Source organism: Streptomyces fagopyri, assembly GCF_009498275.1.
Classification (GTDB): Bacteria; Actinomycetota; Actinomycetes; order Streptomycetales; family Streptomycetaceae; genus Streptomyces; species Streptomyces fagopyri.
This window is the reverse complement of sequence record NZ_CP045643.1, coordinates 5590188-5614208: the sequence shown is the minus strand read 5'-3', so window position 1 is coordinate 5614208 and position 24021 is coordinate 5590188. Positions and strand designations below refer to the sequence as shown.

General features: G+C 69.3%; 15 protein-coding genes and 2 rRNA genes. 7 read left to right on the top strand and 10 right to left on the bottom strand.

Going from position 1 to position 24021, the window contains the following annotated elements; genetic code table 11:
- Positions 1–21: 21 nt before the first annotated feature.
- On the bottom strand, positions 22–2832 hold the full coding sequence (gene secA / locus GFH48_RS24195; protein ID WP_153290257.1) for a preprotein translocase subunit SecA: 2811 nt from the start codon (positions 2830–2832) through the stop codon (positions 22–24).
- 243 nt (positions 2833–3075) lie between these two features.
- Here secA and GFH48_RS24190 point away from each other — a divergent pair, with 243 nt between their 5' ends.
- Positions 3076–3660, top strand: a complete 585-nt coding sequence (locus tag GFH48_RS24190) for a GNAT family N-acetyltransferase (protein WP_153290256.1) — start codon at positions 3076–3078, stop codon at positions 3658–3660.
- Between the two features lie 211 nt (positions 3661–3871).
- Complete coding sequence (locus GFH48_RS24185) at positions 3872–5062, top strand: winged helix-turn-helix domain-containing protein (protein WP_153290255.1); 1191 nt, start codon at positions 3872–3874, stop codon at positions 5060–5062.
- Between the two features lie 255 nt (positions 5063–5317).
- Here GFH48_RS24185 and GFH48_RS24180 read toward each other — a convergent pair whose 3' ends face one another.
- From GFH48_RS24180 to mtnA, 7 genes are all read right to left on the bottom strand, one after another.
- Entirely contained in the window at positions 5318–6064 is a 747-nt protein-coding gene (locus tag GFH48_RS24180; protein WP_153290254.1) for a response regulator, read from the bottom strand.
- A 208-nt stretch (positions 6065–6272) separates the two neighbouring features.
- Positions 6273–6965 carry a ribosome hibernation-promoting factor, HPF/YfiA family gene (gene hpf / locus GFH48_RS24175; protein WP_381237079.1) on the bottom strand — a complete coding sequence of 231 codons (693 nt, stop codon included), beginning with the start codon at positions 6963–6965 and terminating at the stop codon, positions 6273–6275.
- 315 nt (positions 6966–7280) lie between these two features.
- Positions 7281–8213, bottom strand: a complete 933-nt coding sequence (locus GFH48_RS24170) for a ComF family protein (RefSeq protein ID WP_153290252.1) — start codon at positions 8211–8213, stop codon at positions 7281–7283.
- Between the two features lie 357 nt (positions 8214–8570).
- Positions 8571–10415, bottom strand: coding sequence for an LpqB family beta-propeller domain-containing protein (locus tag GFH48_RS24165; RefSeq protein ID WP_153290251.1), 1845 nt, complete (start codon positions 10413–10415; stop codon positions 8571–8573).
- Positions 10405–12474, bottom strand: coding sequence for an MtrAB system histidine kinase MtrB (gene mtrB / locus GFH48_RS24160; protein ID WP_153290250.1), 2070 nt, complete (start codon positions 12472–12474; stop codon positions 10405–10407). The genes GFH48_RS24165 and mtrB overlap by 11 nt, the downstream gene beginning before the upstream one ends.
- 1 nt (position 12475) lies before the next feature.
- Entirely contained in the window at positions 12476–13165 is a 690-nt protein-coding gene (gene mtrA / locus GFH48_RS24155; protein WP_015659998.1) for a two-component system response regulator MtrA, read from the bottom strand.
- Positions 13166–13608: 443 nt separating this feature from the next.
- Complete coding sequence (mtnA, locus tag GFH48_RS24150) at positions 13609–14766, bottom strand: S-methyl-5-thioribose-1-phosphate isomerase (RefSeq protein ID WP_153290249.1); 1158 nt, start codon at positions 14764–14766, stop codon at positions 13609–13611.
- A gap of 141 nt (positions 14767–14907) precedes the next feature.
- Between mtnA and GFH48_RS24145 the strand changes: the two genes are divergently transcribed.
- The 5 genes from GFH48_RS24145 to GFH48_RS24125 are packed head-to-tail and all read left to right on the top strand — an operon-like array spanning position 14908 to position 20452.
- Positions 14908–16221 (top strand): glycerophosphoryl diester phosphodiesterase membrane domain-containing protein, encoded by a 1314-nt coding sequence (locus tag GFH48_RS24145; protein ID WP_153290248.1) that lies wholly within the window; start codon positions 14908–14910, stop codon positions 16219–16221.
- Between the two features lie 4 nt (positions 16222–16225).
- Entirely contained in the window at positions 16226–16963 is a 738-nt protein-coding gene (locus tag GFH48_RS24140; RefSeq protein ID WP_153290247.1) for a DUF4129 domain-containing protein, read from the top strand.
- Positions 16960–18153 (top strand): DUF4350 domain-containing protein, encoded by a 1194-nt coding sequence (locus GFH48_RS24135; RefSeq protein WP_153290246.1) that lies wholly within the window; start codon positions 16960–16962, stop codon positions 18151–18153. The genes GFH48_RS24140 and GFH48_RS24135 overlap by 4 nt, the downstream gene beginning before the upstream one ends.
- Positions 18153–19142: an AAA family ATPase gene (locus GFH48_RS24130; RefSeq protein ID WP_153290245.1), complete on the top strand. Its 990-nt coding sequence runs from the start codon at positions 18153–18155 to the stop codon at positions 19140–19142. The genes GFH48_RS24135 and GFH48_RS24130 overlap by 1 nt, the downstream gene beginning before the upstream one ends.
- Positions 19142–20452, top strand: coding sequence for a DUF58 domain-containing protein (locus tag GFH48_RS24125; protein ID WP_153290244.1), 1311 nt, complete (start codon positions 19142–19144; stop codon positions 20450–20452). The genes GFH48_RS24130 and GFH48_RS24125 overlap by 1 nt, the downstream gene beginning before the upstream one ends.
- Before the next feature lie 112 nt (positions 20453–20564).
- On the opposite strand, the gene rrf is transcribed toward GFH48_RS24125, so the two are convergent.
- Together rrf and GFH48_RS24115 are read right to left on the bottom strand one after the other, a co-directional pair.
- A 5S ribosomal RNA gene (gene rrf, locus GFH48_RS24120) occupies positions 20565–20681 on the bottom strand.
- An 86-nt stretch (positions 20682–20767) separates the two neighbouring features.
- Positions 20768–23889: ribosomal RNA gene (locus tag GFH48_RS24115) — 23S ribosomal RNA — on the bottom strand.
- Between the last annotated feature and the right edge of the window lie 132 nt (positions 23890–24021).

Sequence of the window (24021 nt, the reverse complement as noted above, 5' to 3'; positions counted from 1 at the left end):
CGGCCCTGCCGGGCGCGGCCGTCACTTCTTGCGGCGGCGGCTGCCGCTCTTCTGCTGCTTGCGGCGCTCCGCGCGCGTGAGGCCGTCCGCCTCGGAGCGCACGGGCTCGTCGTCGTTGGCGAAGTCACCCTCGACCACGCCGCCCTCACCGTCCACGGTGGGCGCGGAGAAGTGCAGACGGTCGGGACGCTGCGGGGCGTCGAGCCCCTTGGCGCGGATCTCGGGACGCGCGCCCGCGGCGACGACGTCCTCCTTCTGCAGCGACGGCGCGGCGTCCTCCACCGGAACCTCCTCGACCTGCTGCTCGACCTGGACCTCCAGGTTGAACAGGTAGCCGACGGACTCCTCCTTGATGCCGTCCATCATGGCGCCGAACATGTCGAAGCCCTCGCGCTGGTACTCGACCAGGGGGTCCTTCTGCGCCATGGCGCGCAGACCGATGCCCTCCTGGAGGTAGTCCATCTCGTAGAGGTGCTCACGCCACTTGCGGTCCAGCACCGAGAGCACGACCCGACGCTCCAGCTCGCGCATGATCTCGGAGCCGAGCTGCTCCTCGCGTGCCGCGTACTGCTCGTGGATGTCGTCCTTGACGGACTCGGAGATGAACTCGGCGGTCAGACCGGCGCGGTCACCGGCCGCCTCCTCCAGCTCGTCGACGGTGGCCTTCACCGGGTAGAGCTGCTTGAAGGCGCCCCACAGACGGTCGAGGTCCCACTCCTCGGCGAAGCCCTCGGCGGTCTCGGCCGCGATGTACGCGTCGATCGTGTCGTCCATGAAGTGCTGGATCTGCTCCTGCAGGTCCTCGCCCTCCAGGACGCGGCGGCGCTCGCCGTAGATGACCTCGCGCTGACGGTTGAGCACCTCGTCGTACTTCAGGACGTTCTTGCGGGTCTCGAAGTTCTGCTGCTCGACCTGCGACTGGGCGGACGCGATCGCGCGCGTGACCATCTTGTTCTCGATCGGCACGTCGTCCGGCACGTTCGCCATCGACATCACGCGCTCGACCATCTGGGCCTTGAACAGGCGCATCAGGTCGTCACCGAGGGAGAGGTAGAAGCGGGACTCGCCCGGGTCTCCCTGACGGCCGGAACGACCGCGCAGCTGGTTGTCGATACGCCGGGACTCGTGGCGCTCGGTGCCCAGCACATAGAGCCCGCCGAGGTCCTTGACCTGCTCGTTCTCCGCCTTGACGGCCTGCTCGGCCTTCTCCAGCGCGGCGGGCAGGGCCGCGGCCCACTCCTCGATGTGCTCCTCGGGGTCGAGGCCGCGCTGACGCAGCTCGGCCTCGGCGAGGTCCTCGGGGTTGCCACCGAGCTTGATGTCGGTGCCTCGGCCGGCCATGTTCGTGGCGACGGTCACGGCGCCCCGGCGGCCCGCCTGGGCGACGATCGTGGCCTCACGGTCGTGCTGCTTGGCGTTCAGCACCTCGTGCTGGATGCCGCGCTTGGAGAGCTGCTGCGAGAGGTACTCGGACTTCTCGACCGACGTCGTACCGACGAGGATCGGCTGCCCCTTCTCGTGCTTCTCCGCGATGTCGTCGACCACCGCGTCGAACTTGGCCACCTCGGTGCGGTAGATCAGGTCCGACTGGTCCTTGCGGACCATGGGCTTGTTGGTCGGGATCGGGACGACGCCGAGCTTGTAGATCTGGTGGAACTCGGCGGCCTCGGTCATCGCCGTACCGGTCATGCCGGAGAGCTTGCCGTAGAGGCGGAAGAAGTTCTGCAGGGTGATCGTGGCGAGGGTCTGGTTCTCGTCCTTGATGTCCACCCCTTCCTTCGCCTCGATCGCCTGGTGCATGCCCTCGTTGTAGCGGCGGCCGGCGAGGATACGGCCGGTGTGCTCGTCGACGATCATGACCTCGCCGTCGATGACGACGTAGTCCTTGTCCTTCTTGAAGAGTTCCTTGGCCTTGATGGCGTTGTTCAGGTAACCGACGAGCGGGGTGTTCACCGACTCGTACAGGTTGTCGATACCCAGCCAGTCCTCGACCTTGGCCACGCCGGGCTCGTGGATGGCGACGGTGCGCTTCTTCTCGTCGACCTCGTAGTCGCCGGTCTCCTCGATGCCCTTGAGCGGGTTGCCTGCCTCGCCCTTCTTCAGGCGGGTGACCAGCTTGGCGAAGTCGCCGTACCACTTGGTGGCCTGGTCGGCCGGGCCGGAGATGATCAGCGGCGTACGGGCCTCGTCGACGAGGATGGAGTCGACCTCGTCGACGATCGCGAAGTTGTGGCCGCGCTGGACGAGTTCGTCCTGGGCCCACGCCATGTTGTCGCGCAGGTAGTCGAAGCCGAACTCGTTGTTCGTGCCGTAGGTGATGTCGCACGCGTACTGCTCGCGGCGCTGGGCCGGCGTCATGTTGGCCAGGATGCAGCCGACGTTCAGGCCCAGGAACTTGTGGACGCGACCCATCATTTCGGAGTCGCGCTCGGCCAGGTAGTCGTTGACCGTGATGAGGTGGACGCCGTCTCCGGAGAGGGCGTTCAGATAGGCGGGCAGCGTGCCGACCAGGGTCTTGCCCTCACCGGTCTTCATCTCCGCGACGTAGCCGAGGTGGAGCGCCGCGCCACCCATCATCTGCACGTCGTAGTGACGTTGGCCGAGGACGCGCTTGGCGGCCTCGCGGACCGTGGCGAACGCCTCGGGCAGCAGGTCGTCGAGGCTCTCGCCGTCGGCGTACCGCTGCTTGTACTCATCGGTGAGGGCCCTCAGCTCGGCGTCGGAGAGGTCGACGAAGTCCTCTTCGATGGAGTTGACCTGGTCCGCGATGCGGTGCAGCTTGCGCAGGATCTTGCCTTCGCCTGCACGCATGATCTTCGAGAGGACGGACACGGGGGTTTGTCTCCTTGCCGGTCGGGCCTGGGACGGTCGGTTTGAATGGCGGTGTCAAGAGCAGCTTTAGCAACGGCCATCGTAAGCGAGGACCCCACCGCGCCGGGAGGTCTGCCCACGACAGCCACTAGGACAACGGACAGGGGTTGCGTAAGGTGCCGCGTCCACGCTGCGAAAAGTAGCCGAAGCATCACCCACGGCAAAGGAATGGCGCCCTCGCGGCAGCCCGAGCAGAATCGGCCGATGGACCCCGTCACGCTCACCACCGACCGTCTGCTCCTGCGCACCGTGGGCTCGTGCGACACCGACGCCGTGTTCGACGCCGTCCAGGATCCCGACATCCAGCGCTGGACCACGATCCCGTCGCCCTATCTCCACGAGCACGCGGCGGGTTTCACGGACCAGATGGTGCCCGACGGCTGGGCGGACGGCTCCATGTTCACCTTCGGCGTCTTCCTTCCCTCCGGGGAACTGGCGGGCATGCTCGGCATCACCATGCGTTCCCTGGGTGTCGGCGAGGTCGGCTTCTGGGCCACGAAGGAGCACCGCGGCAACGGCTACCTCACCGAGGCCACCGTCGCCGCCTCCCGCTGGGCGTTCACCAGCCTCGCCGTCGACCGTGTCGAATGGCGCGCCGAGGTCGGCAACCGGGCCTCCCGCGCGGTGGCCGAACGAGCCGGCTTCACCGTGGAGGGCACCCTGCGCTCCGCCATCAACAACAAGGGCGTACGCCGCGACTGCTGGGTCGGCTCCCTGCTCCCCTCGGACCTGGGCCTGCCCTCGACGGCGCCGTACCTCCCGGCCCCCTCCGGCGCGTCGAACCCCTGAACCCGGCACGGTCGGCGCGGCACCGGAATCGGGCACACCCCGTGCCGCACCGGCCCGTCCATCCACCGGTCGGGCCCACCGTCCACAGCCCGTCCAGCCGTCCGCCCGTCCGCCCGTTCCACCCACCGCCCAGGCCGTCTGCGGAGGGCTCCGCGGCCCCCGGACCCCGGGCTCCGGCCCCACTGTCAGTGGCACCGCCTATCGTGCGGGCATGACGAGTCTCCCGCGTCCCGCCACCGACCTCTCCGCCGACGAGGCCCGCCGCATCGCGCTGCGCGCCCAGGGCTTCCTCGGCGCGCCGGACCGCAGGTCCGGTGTCCGCGGAGTCCTTCGGCACCTGGGCGCGGTCCAGCTCGACACGATCTCGGTCCTCGCCCGCTCGCACGAACTCGTCCCGTACGCCCGGCTGGGCGCGGTGGGCCGCGGGACGGTGGACGAGGCCTACTGGACGCCGGGGGCCGACGGCGCCGCTCACGCCTTCGAGTACTGGTCCCACGCGGCCTGCATCCTCCCCATCGAGGAGTGGCCCCACTTCGCCTTCCGCCGCCGCGCCTACCGCGCCCGCCCGCACTGGAACCACGCACTGCCGGACGGCACCTACGAGCAGGTCATCAAGCAGCTCCGCACCGAAGGCCCCCTCACGGCCACGGACTTGGGCGGTGCGAAGAGGACCAGCGAGTGGTGGGACTGGTCGGGCACGAAGGTCGCCGTCGAGCGCGCGCTGATGTACGGCGAGGTGGTGTGCACCGAGCGCCGCGGCTGGAAGCGGGTGTACGACCTCGCGGAGCGCGCCGTCCCCGAAGCCCTGCTCCACGACCAGCTGGACGACACGGAGTGCCTGCGCCGCCTGGTCCGCCTGGCGGGCCAGTCCCTGGGCGTCGGCACCCGTGCGGACATCGCCGACTACCACCGCCTCAGGGGCGAGCAGGTCGACGCGGTGATCGCGGACTCGGGGCTGGTCCCGGTGGCGGTGGAGGGCTGGGGCAAGCCGGCGTGGGCCGATCCCGCGGCCCTGGAGACGGCGCCGCGCGGCCGTCACCGTACGACGCTGCTGTCCCCGTTCGACTCGCTGATCTGGGAGCGGGCCCGGACGGAGCGCGTCTTCGGCTTCACCCACCGGCTGGAGGCCTACACGCCCAAGCCGAAGCGGATCCATGGCTATTTCGCGATGCCGGTCCTCGCCGGTGGCCGGCTGGTCGGCCGGGTGGATCCCGCCCGGGAGGGCCGCACCCTGGTCGCCAAGCAGGTCACCCTGGACGGCGCCAAGGCGGTCCCCGCGGTGGCCCAGGCCCTGGTGGAGGCGGCGAGCTGGGTGGACTGCACGAACGTACGCGTGGAGCGGGTGGACGCGCCCGAGCTGCGCGACCCGCTGACGAGGGAGCTGGCGCGCGCCCTCGGGTGACGCCACCCGGACCGCCCGACCGCGCGGCGACAGCCCCGGCGGCCCGCGTCATGGTGACCGGCCGGCGGGACCATGTCGCGGTGACGGACCGAACCGGCCGACGGGACCGCGTCGTGGCGACCGGCCGATCGACCGGCCCGCGCCTGGGGCACGCACCGGTCGGTGCCGGCGCCGGACCGCCCACCTCACGCCGATCCCCGCGCCGCACCGCCCTCCGCGGCGCGGCGGGAGTCCGGTGGGGTCGGGCGCGGTGGCCTACCGGATCTCGAGGATCTTCTCCCGCATCGCGTACACCACCGCTTCCATCCTGGAGTGCAGCTGGAGCTTCTCCAGGATGTTGCGCACGTGGTTCTTCACCGTGTTCTCGGAGATGAACAACTGCTTGGCGATATCGCGGTTGTTCATCCCGGTCGCGACGAGCTTGAGGACTTCCAGTTCGCGTTCGGTGAGCCGCGGCGCGGGCACCAGCCTGCGCTCGTCGGTGCGCTGGATCATCGACTTGAACTCGGTGAGCAGTTTCGACGCCATCGAAGGGCTGATCTGCGACTGCCCGTCCGCGACCGCGCGAATGGCCGTGGCCACCTCGTCCGTGGAGATCTCCTTGAGGAGATATCCGGTCGCGCCGGCCTTGATCGCGTCGTAGAGGTCGGCCTCCTCGTCGCTGATCGTCAGCATGATGATCTTCGCACTGGGGGCCACCTCCTTGATGGAGGTGCATGCCTCGATGCCGCCCCGTTTCGGCATGCGTACGTCCATCAGCACGATGTCCGGGAGCAGGTCGGCCGCCTTGTCGACCGCCTCCGCCCCGTCACCCGCCTCGCCGACGACCTGGATGTCCTCCTCGGCCGCGAGCACGATCTCCAGACCGCGGCGGAAGAGGGCGTGGTCGTCCACGACGAGGACGCGGATGGGCTCCTTGCGCGAGGCGCCCGCGTCCGGGCTCATGCCGGCGGTCCCGCCGTCGGCGTCCTCGACACGCATCGGTCCGAAGCTGTCCGCCATCGTTCCTCCCCCTGAAGGCCGTGGCCCGTGTTCCTGTGCCATCGCCAACCCAAGGCAACGGCCCCCCGGTTGGGGCCGGTGCCGCCATGATTTCATGCCCGGGCGACAGCGGGGTGACAGAGCGGGTCGCGAAGTGGTCGCACACCGGTGCCCCTGGGGGCGCACGCGCGCACCAGGGGCACCGGCTCAGTCGTCATCGGGGCGGGTCTCAGCCGCCGAGCGCACCGCCCGGCGCGTCCGATCCGGCCTGGGTGACCATCGGGTCCGTACTGAGGTGGATGACGCCGTAGTCGTACGCGTGCCGCCGATAGACGACGCTCGGCTCCTTGGTCTCGGAGTCGACGAACAGATAGAAGTCGTGCCCGACCAGCTCCATCTCGTAGAGCGCCTGGTCGAGCGTCATCGGGGCGGCCACGTGGGTCTTCTCCCGGACCACGAGGGGCCCTTCGCCCATGACCTCCAGGGAGCCGATCTTCTTGGTCGGCACACTGTCGGGCTCGTCCTCGTGGACAACGCTCCCGTTCCCGTTCAGTGTCGCGGCACCCGGCACGTGGTCGGCGACCTCGGCCGCCGAGAGCCGGCCGTTGCCACGGCGGGTGTAGCGCTTGTCGTGCTGCTTGCGCAGTCGGGCTTCGAGCTTGTCCGCCGCCAGGTCGAGTGCTGCATACGGGTCGCTCGCCGCTGCCTCCGCCCGGATCACCGGACCGCGGGAGCGGAGCGTGATCTCCACTCGGTCACAACGGTCGGCCTGCCGGGGGTTGGGCTCCTTGGACACCTCGACGTCGAGGCTGATCACCTTGCCATCGAGCTTCTGGATCTTCTCCAGCTTCAGCTTCTCGGCCACGTGCTTGCGGAACCGCTCGGGCACCTCGGTCTTGCGGCCCTTGACGACGATGTCCACGCAGAACTCCGTTCCCGGATAGCCCCGCTCCACAGGCGGAGCATCTCCCTTTTGCACCAGATTCCGGTGAGCCCCGGAACCTCGGACTCGGTGACTTTCCACCTCCTCCTCCCCCATGGGCAAGATCTACACCCCATGGCGGGCGGGTGATTCAGAAACCCGCAGCACGGCATTCGGATTTACGAGGTGTGGCCGGCGCCACTGCCTCACAACCGAACATATCTCGCCCGGACGGATGTCGTCACCCTCTACTGCGGCGTACCTCCGTTCAGGTGAATTGACCTGGTCATTACCAGCAACGATGGAAGTTCTCAGTCAGTTCCGGTTGATTTCGAAACCATCCGGCGAGGCTGCGACCACAGCCGCACAGATCATGGCGCCGACTCCGCCGGTGTCCGTCATTCCCCGGGCTTCCGGTTTCCGGTCCTCGCGGTCTGTCGTTGCCTCGGTCATCCTTTTCCCCACTCGTCTCCGCATCCGTTTCCCCGTTGCTTCCCCGGCTCCCCTCCCGTATGCATCGGCGCCCGCCACGGCCACCCGTACGGCGCGCGCCGCCTCCGCCAGGGAGGCCCCCGTCGTCATCAGGTCGTCCACCAGCACCACCCTCCCGGCGCCCGCCAGCAGGCGCACGCCTTCCGGGACGACCTCCAGCGCGCCCGCGAGATTGCGCAGCCGCTGCCGGGAGTTGAGTCCCGCCTGGTCGGCCACGACGCGTCGCTGCCGGAGCACGGTCAGCACCCGGACCGGCGCTCCCGCGCGCCTCAGTTCACCGGCGGCCGCGAGAGCGATCCGGCGCGCCGGATCGTGGCCGCGCGCCCGCACCGCCCGCCGCGCGGACGGCACCGGAACCAGCACCACGGACCCCGGCCCACCGCGGGGGCCCAGCCACCCGCTCCCCTCGCCCACAGGCCCGTCCGAGGCCGCCGGAGGTCTGTGCGGGCCCAGGAGCAGCCGGTACCCCAAAGCCGCCCTCACAGCCCCCGCCAGGGCCGTTCCCAGTGGTGTCGCCAGTGTCAGCACCCCCCGTTCCTTGTGCGCGAGCAGTGCCGCGCGCACCTCGTCCTCGTACGGCGCCGCCGCGTGCACGACCGGTAGACCGGGCGGCGCCGGATCCGGACGCGCCCGGCGCGGTGAGGCCCCGCTCAGGGCGGCACGGCACTCGGGGCAGAGCACCGTGCGAGGTCTCCCGCAGCCTCCGCACTCGGCCGGCAGCACCAGGTCGGTGAGGTCCTGCCACCACGCCCGCATGTCCACCACTGTGCCAACACCGCGACCGACCGGCCACCCCTGTGGACAACCGCCTGTGGACAACCGGGTGGACAACGGGACGCCCGTCACCCGTGGGACCGACTCTCGAAAGGGACGCCCGCCGGACCGGCCCGCGGAGCCCCGCGGAAGCGCACGAAGCCGCGGGAAACCGCATGAATCACCCAAGCCCCCGAGACACCCCGCGGACCCCCGAGCTGCGCCGAGCTGCCCCGAGACCCCGAACACCCCGGACGCCCCCAGGAACGCGGACGGGGCCGCCCCGGAACCCCAGGACGACCCGCCGACCCCGTCTCGGCCTCCGCCTTCGACACGCAGGCGGCAGAGAACCGGACCTGCCTACCCGGGGTACACCGGCGCCGTGCCGTTCTTGACGACCTTCTGCCACTGCTCGCCGGACGACAGCCGCACGATCCCGTCCTCCTCCGAGTGCGCCACCAGCGGCAGCCTCTCGTCCTCGGACGCGGCGATCTCCTTCACCCCCGTCAGCGCGGAGGGCGCCGCGCCCACCGGTGTGGAGCCGTCGACCTGGACGTACCGCATCTGCAGCACCCCCTCGGACTCCCGCCCGACGACCACGAGCCGGCTGTCCCCGGCCCACGACATGGCCGTGACCTCCTCCAGCTGCGGTGCGACCGAGTGCAGTTCACTGACCGAGACGCTGGGCCGCTCCCCGGCCTTGACGTCCCGGTCGATACGTCCGATCTGCAGGGAACTCTTGCCGTTCTTCTCGACGATCAGCGCGATCCGTACCCCGTCGGCCGCCACCCGCACCGCCTGGACACGCCCGTCGAGTGCCGGCGTCGACACCTGCAACGGCTGGCCCGCGCCCTTCTCCAGCAGCAGCAACCGGGGGTTCGCGGGATCGCGGTCGGCCACCCACAGGTCGCCCCGCCCGTCCCAACTGGGCGTCGTCAGCCGGTCCTGGGCCGTCTTGCCCTGGCTTCGCAGCACCGCGTCCCCGAGCGAGGCGCCCGACACCAGCGAGCCGACGTACAGCGAACTCCCGTCGGCCGACACGCCGGCCGCGCTGTTCTCGTCCCGCGACACCGCGGCGGCCCGCAGTTTCCTGCCGCCCTCGCCCAGCGCGCCGGGCACCGGGTCGGGCTCCTTGTCGCCGTTGCGGCTGGACAGCCGTACGAGCCGCTGCTTCCCGTCGATGAAGTACTCGTAGCCGGGGTGTTCGGGTGTACCGCGCGAGGCGACGATCTCGGCGCGGTCCTCGCCGAGATCGCACAGCTGCGAACCGTTCGACCGCTGGAGCTCCACCTCGTCGACGCCCGTGGGCGTCAGGTCCCGGAAGGTGAGCAGGAGCTGGGCCGCCATCTTGTCGCACTGGGCCTCACCGACGTGGTCGGCCCTGTGGTTCAGCGGGACCGTCACCTTGTTGCGGTCGTCGGGCGACAGCGAGGTGACGCCCGCCTTCAGGTCCGTGCCGGACGGGAAGCTCGACGTCACCACCGGATCGAGCCAGCGGGTGGGCCCCTTCAGCAGCGCCCGGACCATCTCGGTCATCGGGTCCACCTTCTCCCGCACGTAGACCGGATCGGCGACGGTCCCCGGCTGTCCGCCCGGCCCGGAGGGCGCGTTCGAGGCGAAGTAGTACTTGTTGACGGACACGTAGTTGCGTTGGAAGTCGGAGTTGCCCATCACCACGCCCTGCGGCAGCCCGTCGATGCGCCACTGCTTGGTGTCCTTCTGCCGGGTGAGGTGCACCGTCGCGCGGTAGGCGGCCGAGTCCGGCGTGTACGCGTGCTGGTCGTTGACCGTGGCGACCTTCGTCCCGGTCAGCACGTACGCGTAGCTGCCGTCGTCGTCCTGGGAGTTCACCGACTGCTCCGACTTGGCGTCGGGCCCGTCGGTGAGGACGGTCGTGGACCCGAAGGGGTCCCAGCTCTTGCGGGCGGCCGTCGTCAGATACTTGAGCGCCGTCTTGTACTGCGCGTCGTCACTGGTCAGTGCCTCCAGGAACCCCTGCACGATCTCGGAGGGCCGGGCGTCCTCGCGCGGCGGCAGCGCGAAGACGCGGACCTGCGAGTCCTGCCGCGGCGTGGACTCGACGCCCTGCAGATCCCCGCTGTCGGGCATCGACGCGCACCCGGTCAGCAGCAGCGCGCCGCAGCCGAGGTACACCCCCACGCGTACGGGACGCAGCCGGCCGCTCCCCTCCCGGTCAGCGCCCACGTGTCTCCCCTTGTCCGAGCTCCTCGTGCTCGCCGCGGTCTTCCGCGGTCCGCTCCCCACCCGCCGCGGGTGTGTCCGGCCGCCGAACGGCCCCGGCCGGCCGCGGCACCACGCGCGCGCCGTTGCCCGGCAGCGCCGTCGGGTCCGCCGTGGGCGACACCCCGGCCATCCGCGACTCCATGGATGTGCGCGGCGGCATCGGCGGCGGCGCGTGACCGCCCGTGGACTGCGCCGGCACCGTGGCGAGCTTGCCGCCACCGCCGGACGGCAGTCCCGCCTCGCTGAGTCCGCGGTTACGCCGTGAGTCCTTGGGCTCCAGGGGTATCGGGGACCCCCGCAGCGGTTCGTCCGCGGTCCGCGGCAGCGTCAGCCGGAACTGCGAACCACCGCCCGGCTCACCCCACGCCTGGAGCCATCCGCCGTGCAGACGGGCGTCCTCCAGGGCGATCGACAGCCCGAGTCCGGTGCCGCCGGTGGTCCGCGCGCGGGCCGGGTCCGCGCGCCAGAAGCGGCTGAAGACCCGGGTCGCCTCGCCGGGCTTGAGCCCCACGCCGTAGTCACGCACCGCGATGGCGACCGCTCCGCCCGCCGCGGCCAGCTTGACCACGACCTCCCTGCCGTCGCCGTGCTCCACGGCGTTGACGACGAGATTGCGCAGCACCCGCTCCACCCGGCGGGCGTCCGCCTCGGCGATCACGGGCTGCGCGTCGCCGACGATGCGTATCGGGGAACCCTTGCGCTCGGCGAGCGGCTCGGCGCCGCTGACCACCCGGCGTACGACCTCCCTGAGGTCGATCGCGTCGGCCTCCAGCGCCGCCGCGCCCGCGTCGAACCGGCTGATCTCCAGCAGGTCCGCGAGCAGCGTCTCGAACCGGTCCAGCTGATCGGCGAGCAGTTCGGCCGACCTGGCGGTCATCGGATCGAAGTCCACGCGCGCGTCGTGGATGACGTCGGCCGCCATCCGGACGGTCGTCAGCGGCGTACGCAGCTCGTGCGACACGTCCGACACGAAGCGGCGCTGCATCCGCGACAGGTCCTCCAGCTGCTGGATCTTCAGCTGGAGGTTCTGCGCCATCTTGTTGAAGGCCTCGCCGAGCCGCGCGATGTCGTCCTCGCCGGTGACCTTCATCCGCTCCTGCAGATGCCCGGCGGACAGCCGCTCGGCGATACCCGCCGCCATCCGCACCGGCGTGACGACCTGGCGCACCACGAGCCAGGCGATGGCCCCCAGCAGCACCACGACGAACAGCCCGGCCGTCGCGAGCGTGCCCTTGACCAGGCTCAGCGACTTCTCCTCCTGCGTCAGCGGGAAGAGGTAGTACAGCTGGTACGGGTCTCCGTTGGGGTCGTTGACCTGCTTGCCGACGACCAGCGCGGGCTGCGACTGCGTGCCGTCCTTGTAGACGACACGGGTGTAGCTCTGGGCCGCCAGCGTGCTGCTGTCGACGCGGGTCCGCAGGTTCTCCGGCACGCTCAGCGTCGGATCGACGTCGCCCGAGGAGCGCGGCCCGAGCCCGGCGCCACCGGAACCGGGCGCGCCCGAACTGAGCGTCACCACGTCGAAGGCGCCCTGGCCACCGCTGGAGAGGGACACCACGAGGTCGGTCATCCACTGGCTGACGTTCTTGGACAGACGGTCGTCCGTGCCGGACCCGGCGTCACCGTTGGCCGTGGCGGTCGCGTCCGCCTTCTGCTTGGCCACCGAGAAACCGCCGGTCGCCTGGCTCTGTGACGCCTTCACCTTGGCGTCCAGCAGACCGTTGCGCACCTGCCCGATCACGACGAAGCCGAGCAGCAGGACGACGCCCAGGGACATCAGGAGCGTCGTGACGACGATCCTGAGCTGGATGTTGCGCCGCCACAGCCGCATCACCGGCAGCAGCGGACGGCGCACCCAGCGCATGAGCAGCCGGAGGATCGGGCTGCCCTTGACTCCGCCCTGGAGCAGCCCGCCCGCCATGAGCCGCTCCCAGCCGGAGCCCGTCATGTTCCGGCCGACAGGCCGCTCCGCGCGGATCCCCGGCTGTCCGGGCGCCGAAGCGGCACTGTCCCTGGACACGTCAGCTCGGTCCCGCCTTGTAACCGACGCCTCGGACGGTCACCACGATCTCCGGCCGCTCCGGGTCCTTCTCGACCTTGGAGCGCAGCCGCTGGACGTGGACGTTCACCAGCCGGGTGTCCGCCGCGTGCCGGTAACCCCACACCTGCTCCAGGAGCACCTCACGCGTGAACACCTGCCAGGGCTTGCGCGCCAGCGCCACCAGGAGGTCGAACTCCAGCGGCGTCAGCGCGATCGACTGCCCGTCCCGCTTCACGGAGTGACCGGCGACGTCGATCACGAGGTCGCCGATGGCCAGCTGCTCCGGCGCCGGCTCCTCGGAACGGCGCAGCCGCGCCCTGATCCGTGCCACCAGTTCCTTCGGCTTGAACGGCTTCACGATGTAGTCGTCGGCACCCGACTCGAGGCCCACCACGACATCGACGGTGTCGCTCTTCGCCGTGAGCATCACGATCGGTACCCCGGACTCCGCCCTGATCAGGCGGCACACCTCGATGCCGTCCCGGCCGGGAAGCATCAGGTCCAGAAGCACCAGATCGGGCTTGGTCTCACGGAAAGCGGCCAGCGCCTTGTCGCCGTCGGCTACGAAAGACGGCTCAAAACCTTCACCACGCAACACGATGCCGAGCATCTCGGCCAGTGCGGTGTCGTCATCGACGACAAGGACTCGTCCCTTCATAAACGACATCATCCCATTCTCATAACGGTGAAGGAGGTGCAGGTGAGCAGGCTCACTGACCTGTGACGATAGTCGTATGGGGCCGTCACTGTCTGCCCCTGTCCGCCGACGCCGACGTCGGCGGCGCATGTCAGCCCGCCGGCCTGTGGCAGCGCGCGGTCTTCCGGCTCGAACGCCCAGGGGCGACGACGCACGCCAACCTAGCGGGTCACGGCGCGGCCGTCACCGTCCGGCGCCACCTGCGGCGTCTCTTCGACGGACGTCCCCCTCGCAACCGGCACCGGACCGGAGTCCGTCCACCGGCTCACTTTCGACGGCAAAACCCGATCCGTTGTTCGGGTGACGAAAACCGGCCCCCCTCCCGGCCGACCGCCGGAGATGGAGGGGCCCTCTTCGTCGAACGGCTCTCGTCGGCCGGCTCTCGTCGAACGGCTCTCCCCGACCGGCGCGGGACATCATCCCATCGGCTGAATGGTCACCTGCCGCGACCTGTCACACAGCTCGGCCAGCGCCTCAGCCGTCACGGGCGAGACAACGCCCTCCTCGGTCACGATCGCCGTCACCAACTCGGGCGGCGTCACGTCGAATGCCGGGTTGTACGCCTGGGTCCCCAGGGGTGCCACCGGTATCCCGCCCCCCGCTTCCATCCCCACCACCGGCACCTGCGGCGCCGTGAGCTCGGTCACCTCATGACCGGGGCGCTGCTCGACCTCGATGGACGCTCCGTCCGGGGTGTCCGGATCCACCGTCGTCACCGGCGCCACCACGATGAACGGCACATGGTGATAGCGGGCCAGCACCGCGAGCGGGTAGCTCCCCACCTTGTTCGCCACCGAACCGTCGGCGGCGATCCGATCGGCCCCGACGAGCACCGCGTCCACCTCACCCGCCGCGAACAGCGATCCCGCCGCGTTGTCCGTGAGCAGGGTGTACGCCATTCCGTTGCGCGCCGCTTCGTAAGCCGTGAGGCGGGCACCCTGCAGCAGCGGACGCGTCTCATCCACCCACAGCCGCCGCAACTGCCCCACCCGATGCGCCGCGAGGGCCACCGCGAAAGCCGTGCCCTCCCCTCCGGACACCAGCGCCCCGGTGTTGCAGTGGGTCAGGATCCGGTGGCCACCGCCCGGCAGCAGCTCGTCCAGCAGCGCCAGCCCGTGCACGGCCATCCGGGCACTGGCCCGGGCGTCCTCCCCGTGCAGCGCCCGCGCCGCCGCGAGCGCCGCCTCCCCGGCCGCCCGCTGATCACCACCGTCCGAGAGCGCCCCCCGATACGCCGCCTGCGCCCGGCGCACACCCACGGCGAGGTTCACCGCCGTCGGCCGTGCCCCGGCCAGCGCACGCGCGGCGTCCTCGACGTCGAAGCCGCGCACGGCGGCGAGCGCGACACCGTACGCCCCCGCGATGCCGAGCACCGGCGCACCGCGCACGGCCAGCGTGCGGATCGCCTCCACCAGCGTCGAGGCATCCGTGCACACCAACTCGACTTCCTCGGCCGGCAGCCGCGTCTGGTCGAGAAGGACCACTACGGGCCCTTCAGGCGGTTCCTCCCAGCGGATCGCCGGTATCTCCATCGGCCTGTCGTGCTCGCGAGATTGAGCGTACTGATCAGCCATCCGCCCAGTCTGCCCCGTACCCGGCGGACAATTGAAGATGTGCAGCCCATACGGCGGCCGGTCCCCTGCCGGGCACACCGTGGCACGATGGCTGCCAACCTGCCGCCGCGTCCCGCGGACGGGCACCGTGAAGGAGCGACGATGAACGACTCTCCGGGCTGGGCCTCGCCCGGATCCGCCCCCTCCGACGGGCGGGAGCCCGACGGCTCCGGCACCGCGCCGCAGCCCACGGACCAGCCCCCGCAGCAGGCCGGCACCAACGAGCCGGAGCCGCCGTCGAAGTGGTCCAAGGAGCAGCCCCCGCCCGGCCAGTGGTCCGCTCCCGGCCCCCAGGGCCCCGGCCCGACCCCGCCACCCCCGCCCGGCCCCGGCGGCCCGGCGGGGCAGCGCGGCGGCTACGGAGCCTGGGGCGGCCCCGGAGGCGGACCAGGGGGTCCCACCGGCTGGGGCGGACCGCCTCCCGCCGCCAAGCCCGGTGTCATCCCGCTGCGCCCGCTCGGTGTCGGCGAGATCCTCGACGGTGCGGTCTCCACGATGCGTACGTACTGGCGCACGGTGCTGGGCATCTCGCTGACCGTCGCCGTCGTCACGCAGGTCGCGGTCATCCTGCTCCAGGGCTTCTTCCTCGACGACAACGCCGGCTCCGACGCCCTCGACGACCCGAGCGCCACCGTCGGCGAACTGAGCCACGCCCTGGGCGAGGCCGTGCTCAGCTCGGGCGTCGTCCTGCTCATCACCCTGCTCGGCACCATCGTCGCGACGGCGCTGCTCACCTCCGTCACCAGCCGCGCGGTGCTCGGCAAGCCCGTCACCGCCACCGAGGCCTGGCGTGACGCCCGGCCGCGGCTGCTGAAGCTGTTCGGCCTGACCCTCCTGCTGCCACTCCTCGCCTGCGCGATCATCGGCGTCGGTGTCCTGCCGGGCGTGCTCGTCGCGATCAGCGGCTCGGGCGGCGCCGGCGCCGCGCTCGCCGTGCTGGGCGGACTCGGCGCGGGCGTGGTGGCCCTCTGGCTGATGATCCGCTTCTCGCTCGCCTCGCCCGCGCTCATGCTGGAGAAGCAGGGCGTCTTCAAGTCGATGAGCCGCTCCGTGAAACTCGTCCGCGGCTCCTGGTGGCGGATCTTCGGCATCCAGCTGCTCGCCACGATCATCGCCAACATCGTCGCGTCGATCGTCGTCATCCCGTTCGCCGTCCTCGCCGCAGCCCTCAGTGGCGACGGCATCAGCGGCTTCCTCGACAGCAGCAGCGGCAGCCTCGGCTGGACGTTCCTCGTCATCAGCGGGATCGGCTCGATCATCGGATCCATGCTCACCTTCCCGATCACCGCGGGCGTCACCGTGCTCCTCTACATCGACCAGCGCATCCGCCGCGAGGCCCTCGACCTCGACCTGGCCCGCGCCGCCGGCGTACAGGACTACGGATCCCACGCCCCCGGCACCACTGCGGGGAGCTGACGGAGTGAGCCCGGCGGGGGGAGTTCTCACAGCGCTGCGAGCGCTGCCGCACACCGGCGCGGCGGCCGTCCTCGCACTGCCGCGCGGCGGCGACGAGCCACCGGTGACGATCCCGCGCGACCCCGCGCGGGAGGCGGCCAGGCGCGAACTGTCCAAGCGGATGTACCACGAGAACGAACCCAGCCTGGTCCAACGCGCCCTGAACGCCTTCTGGCACTGGGTCGACAAACTGTTCGGCGCCGCTTCCTCCGCGACCCCCGGCGGCACCCTCGGCCTTCTGGTGATCGTGCTGGCCGTACTCGCCGTCGTCGCCGCCCTCTGGTGGCGCCTGGGCACCCCGCACCGCACACCCACCTCCGCCGCCGCGCTCTTCGACGACCGCCCCCGCAGCGCCGCCGAACACCGCGCGGCGGCCGAGGCCCACGCCGCCCAGGGCCACTGGAACCAAGCCGTCCAGGAGCGCATGCGCGCCGTCGTCCGCTCCCTGGAGGAGCGCGCGCTCCTCGACCCGCGCCCCGGCCGCACGGCGGACGAGGCCGCCGCCGAGGCGGGCCGCACCCTGCCCGGACACACGGACCGACTGCGCGCCGCCGCCCGCGACTTCGACGACGTCACGTACGGCGGACGGCCCGCCGACGCCGGCACGTACGGCCGCCTCACCGGGCTCGACCGCGACCTGGAGCGCAGCAGACCCGTGCTGACCGGCAGCGCCCACCCCACCGGCCACGGAGCCGCCTCATGACCGAGGCCGCCCCCGCCTCCACCTCGGCCTCGCCCACCGCCCGCCAGGTGTGGACGCGCGCCCGGGGAATCACCCTCGGGGTCGTGATCCTGCTGGCGGCCGCCGTGGCGATCGCCGCGATCCGCTCCGGCGCCGAGCACGGCAGACTCGACCCGCGCTCCGCCGACCCCTACGGCAGCCGCGCCACCGCCGAACTCCTGGGCGACCAGGGCGTCTCCACCCGTGTGGTCACCACCCTGGACGAGGCACGCGCGGCGGCCGGCCCCGACACCACCCTCCTCGTCGCCGCCCCCGACCTCCTCACCGACGGCCAGCAGAGCGGCCTCCACCGGGCCACCGCGAACTCCGGCGGACGCACGATCCTGATCGCCGCCGGCGCCCCCTCCCTCGGCACCCTCGCCCCGGGCGTCACCGCCGACCCCGCGATCAGCTTCGACTCGGCGCTCTCGCCCGACTGCGACCTGCCGGCCGCCCGGCGCGCGGGCACCGCCGACACCGGCGGCATCCGCTACACCACCACCGACCTCGGCGCCGACTCCTGCTACCGCAGCGACGGCCTGCCGACCCTGCTGCGCCTCCCGGCACCTTCCGGGAAAGGCGACACCGTCGTCGTCGGCGCCCCCGACATCCTCTACAACAACCGACTCGACAAGCAGGGCAACGCCTCGCTCACCCTCCAACTGCTCGGTTCCCGCCCGCACCTGGTCTGGTACCTCCCCTCCCTCTCCGACACCTCGGCGACCGACGCGGGCGGCAAGAGCTTCCTCGACCTGCTGCCCTCGGGCTGGCTCTGGGGCACCCTGCAGCTCTTCATCGCGGCAGGCCTGGCCGCCTTCTGGCGGGCACGCCGGCTCGGACCCCTCGTACCCGAACGCCTGCCCGTCGCGATCCGCGCCTCCGAGACCGTCGAAGGCCGTGCCCGCCTCTACCGCAAGGCCAACGCCCGCGACCGCGCCGCCGGCGCCCTGCGCTCCGCCACCCGCACCCGCCTCGCCCCCCTCGTCGGTGTCTCCCCCGCCCAGGCGCACGCGCCCGAGGCCCTGCTCCCCGCCCTGTCCGCCCAGCTCCACGGCGACGGACAGTCCTCCCTGCACCCCCTGCTCTTCGGCCCGCCGCCCCGCGACGACGCGGCCCTCGTCTCCCTCGCCGACCGACTAGACGCCCTCGAAAGTGAGGTACGCCGTTCATGATGGCCCCGACCACTGACAACGCCGGGTACACCGGGGATCCGGGCGCCGCCCGCTCCTCCCTGGAAGCCCTGCGCGCCGAGATCGCCAAAGCCGTGGTCGGCCAGGACCCCGCCGTGACCGGCCTCGTCGTCGCCCTCCTGTGCCGCGGACACGTCCTGCTCGAAGGAGTCCCCGGGGTCGCCAAGACGCTGCTCGTCCGCGCCCTCGCCTCGGCCCTGGAACTCGACACCAAGCGCGTCCAGTTCACCCCCGACCTGATGCCGAGCGACATCACCGGCTCACTCGTCTACGACGCCCGCACCGCCGAGTTCTCCTTCCAGCCCGGCCCGGTCTTCACCAACCTGCTGCTGGCCGACGAGATCAACCGCACCCCGCCGAAGACGCAGTCGTCCCTCCTCGAAGCGATGGAGGAACGCCAGGTCACGGTCGACGGCACACCCCGACTGCTCCCCGAGCCCTTCCTCGTCGCCGCCACCCAGAACCCGGTCGAGTACGAGGGAACGTATCCCCTGCCGGAAGCCCAACTGGACCGCTTCCTCCTCAAGCTGACGATCCCTCTCCCCTCCCGCGAGGACGAGATCCACGTCCTCACCCGGCACGCCGAGGGATTCAACCCGCGCGACCTGCGCGCCGCCGGCGTACGCCCGGTGGCGGGCCCGGCCGACCTGGAGGCCGCGCGCGCCGCCGTCGCCAAGACCACGGTCTCCCCCGAGATCACCGGCTATGTGGTGGACATCTGCCGCGCCACCCGCGAATCTCCGTCCCTCACCCTCGGCGTCTCCCCACGCGGCGCGACGGCCCTCCTCGCGACGGCCCGCGCCTGGGCCTGGCTGACCGGCCGCGACTACGTCATCCCGGACGATGTGAAGGCCCTGGCCCTGCCCACGCTCCGCCACCGCATCCAGCTCCGCCCCGAGGCCGAGATGGAGGGCGTGACCACCGACTCGGTCATCAACGCGATCCTCGCCCACGTCCCCGTGCCCCGCTGATGGCGCTCACCGGACGCGCCGCCCTCCTGGCGGCCCTCGGCACCCTGCCCGTCGGCATCTGGGAACCGAGCTGGACGGGCATTCTCGCCGTGAACGCGCCCCTGGCACTGGCCTGTGCCTGCGACGCCGCGCTCGCCGCACCGGTACGCCGTCTCGGTCTGACCCGCTCGGGCGACACGTCCGTACGCCTGGGCGAGACCGCCGACGTCACCCTGACCGTCACCAACCCCTCGGGCCGCCCCCTGCGTGCCCGCCTGCGCGACGCCTGGCCCCCGAGCAGCTGGGAGCCCGGCTCCGAGGTGGCCGCGTCCCGGCACCGGCTGACGGTCCCGCCGGGCGAACGCCGCCGGCTCACGACCCGGCTGCGCCCCACCCGCCGCGGCGACCGGCACGCCGACCGCGTCACGGTCCGCTCGTACGGTCCGCTCGGTCTGTTCTCCCGCCAGGGCAGCCACCAGGTCCCGTGGACGGTGCGCGTCCTGCCCCCGTTCACCAGCCGCAAGCATCTCCCGTCCAAACTGGCCCGGCTCCGCGAACTCGACGGCCGCACCAGCGTCCTGACCCGCGGAGAGGGCACCGAGTTCGACAGTCTGCGCGAGTACGTCGCGGGCGACGACACCCGGTCCATCGACTGGCGTGCCACGGCCCGCCACTCCACCGTCGCCGTCCGCACCTGGCGTCCCGAACGCGACCGCCACATCCTCCTGGTCGTCGACACGGGCCGTACGTCGGCGGGCCGTGTGGGTGACGCCCCGCGCCTCGACGCCTCTCTGGACGCGGCCCTCCTCCTCGCGGCACTGGCCTCGCGGGCCGGCGACCGTGTGGACCTCCTCGCGTACGACCGCCGGGTGCGCGCCCTCGTCCAGGGCCGCTCCGCGGGCGACGTCCTGCCCTCCCTGGTCGCCGCGATGGCCACCCTGGAGCCCGAGCTCGTCGAGACCGACGCACGCGGCCTGACGGCCACCGCACTCCGTACGGCCCCACGCCGCTCCCTGATCGTCCTGCTGACGACACTCGACGCCGCCCCGGTCGAGGAGGGTCTGCTCCCCGTACTCTCCCGTCTCACACAGCGCCATACGGTCCTGGTGGCATCGGTGGCCGATCCACACATCGCCCGTATGGCGAAGGCCCGCGGAAACACCGAGGCCGTGTACGAGGCGGCCGCAGCGGCGCACGCCCAGTCGGAACGCCGTCGCACGGCCGAGCACTTGACGCGTCATGGAGTCACGGTCGTGGACGCGACCCCGGACGACCTGCCGCCCGCTCTCGCGGACGCGTATCTGGCTCTCAAAGCGGCAGGACGCCTGTAAGCCGGCACAAAAAAGGGGCCTCTTGTCTCAAGGGGCCCCACAAAACAAAACGATCCAGAACGCAGAAAACCCCCGCACCGATTTCCCGGTACGGGGGTCTCCTTCAAAATTTGTTCGGCGGCGTCCTACTCTCCCACAGGGTCCCCCCTGCAGTACCATCGGCGCTGTGAGGCTTAGCTTCCGGGTTCGGAATGTAACCGGGCGTTTCCCTCACGCTATGACCACCGAAACACTATGAAACTGTCAACCGGAGCCGTGGCAAAGCTACGACGGTTGTTCGTGGTTTCAGAACCAACACAGTGGACGCGAGCAACTGAGGACAAGCCCTCGGCCTATTAGTACCGGTCACCTCCAGCGGTTACCCGCCTTCCAGATCCGGCCTATCAACCCAGTCGTCTACTGGGAGCCTTAACCCCTCAAAGGGGGTGGGAATACTCATCTCGAAGCAGGCTTCCCGCTTAGATGCTTTCAGCGGTTATCCCTCCCGAACGTAGCCAACCAGCCATGCCCTTGGCAGGACAACTGGCACACCAGAGGTTCGTCCGTCCCGGTCCTCTCGTACTAGGGACAGCCCTTCTCAATATTCCTACGCGCACAGCGGATAGGGACCGAACTGTCTCACGACGTTCTAAACCCAGCTCGCGTACCGCTTTAATGGGCGAACAGCCCAACCCTTGGGACCGACTCCAGCCCCAGGATGCGACGAGCCGACATCGAGGTGCCAAACCATCCCGTCGATATGGACTCTTGGGGAAGATCAGCCTGTTATCCCCGGGGTACCTTTTATCCGTTGAGCGACGGCGCTTCCACAAGCCACCGCCGGATCACTAGTCCCGACTTTCGTCCCTGCTCGACCCGTCGGTCTCACAGTCAAGCTCCCTTGTGCACTTACACTCAACACCTGATTACCAACCAGGCTGAGGGAACCTTTGGGCGCCTCCGTTACTCTTTAGGAGGCAACCGCCCCAGTTAAACTACCCATCAGACACTGTCCCTGATCCGGATCACGGACCCAGGTTAGACATCCAGCACGACCAGAGTGGTATTTCAACGACGACTCCCCCTGAGCTGGCGCTCAGAGTTCAAAGTCTCCCACCTATCCTACACAAGCCGAACCGAACACCAATATCAAACTGTAGTAAAGGTCCCGGGGTCTTTCCGTCCTGCTGCGCGAAACGAGCATCTTTACTCGTAGTGCAATTTCACCGGGCCTATGGTTGAGACAGTCGAGAAGTCGTTACGCCATTCGTGCAGGTCGGAACTTACCCGACAAGGAATTTCGCTACCTTAGGATGGTTATAGTTACCACCGCCGTTTACTGGCGCTTAAGTTCTCAGCTTCGCCAAACCGAAGTTTGACTAACCGGTCCCCTTAACGTTCCAGCACCGGGCAGGCGTCAGTCCGTATACATCGCCTTACGGCTTCGCACGGACCTGTGTTTTTAGTAAACAGTCGCTTCTCGCTGGTCTCTGCGGCCACCCCCAGCTCACCGAGTAAATCGGATCACCAAAGATGGCCCCCCTTCTCCCGAAGTTACGGGGGCATTTTGCCGAGTTCCTTAACCATAGTTCACCCGAACGCCTCGGTATTCTCTACCTGACCACCTGAGTCGGTTTAGGGTACGGGCCGCCATGAAACTCGCTAGAGGCTTTTCTCGACAGCATAGGATCATCCACTTCACCACAATCGGCTCGGCATCAGGTCTCAGCCTTGATGTGTGACGGATTTGCCTATCACACGGCCTACACCCTTACCCCGGGACAACCACCGCCCGGGATGGACTACCTTCCTGCGTCACCCCATCACTCACCTACTGCAGGTCTGGTCCGTCGGCTCCACCACTCCCCTTTGCCCGAAGGCTCCAGGGCGGCTTCACGGACTTAGCATCGCCTGGTTCAATGTTTGACGCTTCACAGCGGGTACCGGAATATCAACCGGTTATCCATCGACTACGCCTGTCGGCCTCGCCTTAGGTCCCGACTTACCCTGGGCAGATCAGCTTGACCCAGGAACCCTTAGTCAATCGGCGCACACGTTTCTCACGTGTGTATCGCTACTCATGCCTGCATTCTCACTCGTGAACCGTCCACCACTGCCTTCCGGCGCGGCTTCACCCGGCACACGACGCTCCCCTACCCATCACAGCAGGCGTTGGCCCTATTGCTGCAATGACACGACTTCGGCGGTACGCTTGAGCCCCGCTACATTGTCGGCGCGGAATCACTAGACCAGTGAGCTATTACGCACTCTTTCAAGGGTGGCTGCTTCTAAGCCAACCTCCTGGTTGTCTGTGCGACTCCACATCCTTTCCCACTTAGCGTACGCTTAGGGGCCTTAGTCGATGCTCTGGGCTGTTTCCCTCTCGACCATGGAGCTTATCCCCCACAGTCTCACTGCCGCGCTCTCACTTACCGGCATTCGGAGTTTGGCTAAGGTCAGTAACCCGGTAGGGCCCATCGCCTATCCAGTGCTCTACCTCCGGCAAGAAACACACGACGCTGCACCTAAATGCATTTCGGGGAGAACCAGCTATCACGGAGTTTGATTGGCCTTTCACCCCTAACCACAGGTCATCCCCCAGGTTTTCAACCCTGGTGGGTTCGGTCCTCCACGACCTCTTACAGCCGCTTCAACCTGCCCATGGCTAGATCACTCCGCTTCGGGTCTTGAGCGCGCTACTAAATCGCCCTATTCGGACTCGCTTTCGCTACGGCTTCCCCACACGGGTTAACCTCGCAACACACCGCAAACTCGCAGGCTCATTCTTCAAAAGGCACGCAGTCACGAGATACGTGCAAGCACGTATCCGACGCTCCCACGGCTTGTAGGCACACGGTTTCAGGTACTATTTCACTCCGCTCCCGCGGTACTTTTCACCATTCCCTCACGGTACTATCCGCTATCGGTCACCAGGGAATATTTAGGCTTAGCGGGTGGTCCCGCCAGATTCACACGGGATTTCTCGGGCCCCGTGCTACTTGGGTGTTTCTCAAACGAGCCGTTGATGTTTCGACTACGGGGGTCTTACCCTCTACGCCGGACCTTTCGCATGTCCTTCGCCTACATCAACGGTTTCTGACTCGTCTCACGGCCGGCAGACCGTGAAAGAGAAATCCCACAACCCCACATACGCAACCCCTGCCGGGTCTCACACGCATATGGTTTGGCCTCATCCAGTTTCGCTCGCCACTACTCCCGGAATCACGGTTGTTTTCTCTTCCTGCGGGTACTGAGATGTTTCACTTCCCCGCGTTCCCTCCACTTGCCCTATGTGTTCAGACAAGGGTGACAGCCCATGACGACTGCCGGGTTTCCCCATTCGGAAACCCCCGGATCAAAGCCTGGTTGACGACTCCCCGGGGACTATCGTGGCCTCCCACGTCCTTCATCGGTTCCTGGTGCCAAGGCATCCACCGTGCGCCCTTAAAAACTTGGCCACAGATGCTCGCGTCCACTGTGCAGTTCTCAAACAACGACCAACCACCCATCACCCCGAACCAGTAGTTCGAGTGCACTGGGGCCGGCACTGAAGGCAGCCAACAATCGGCCGTACCTTCAGACACCCAACA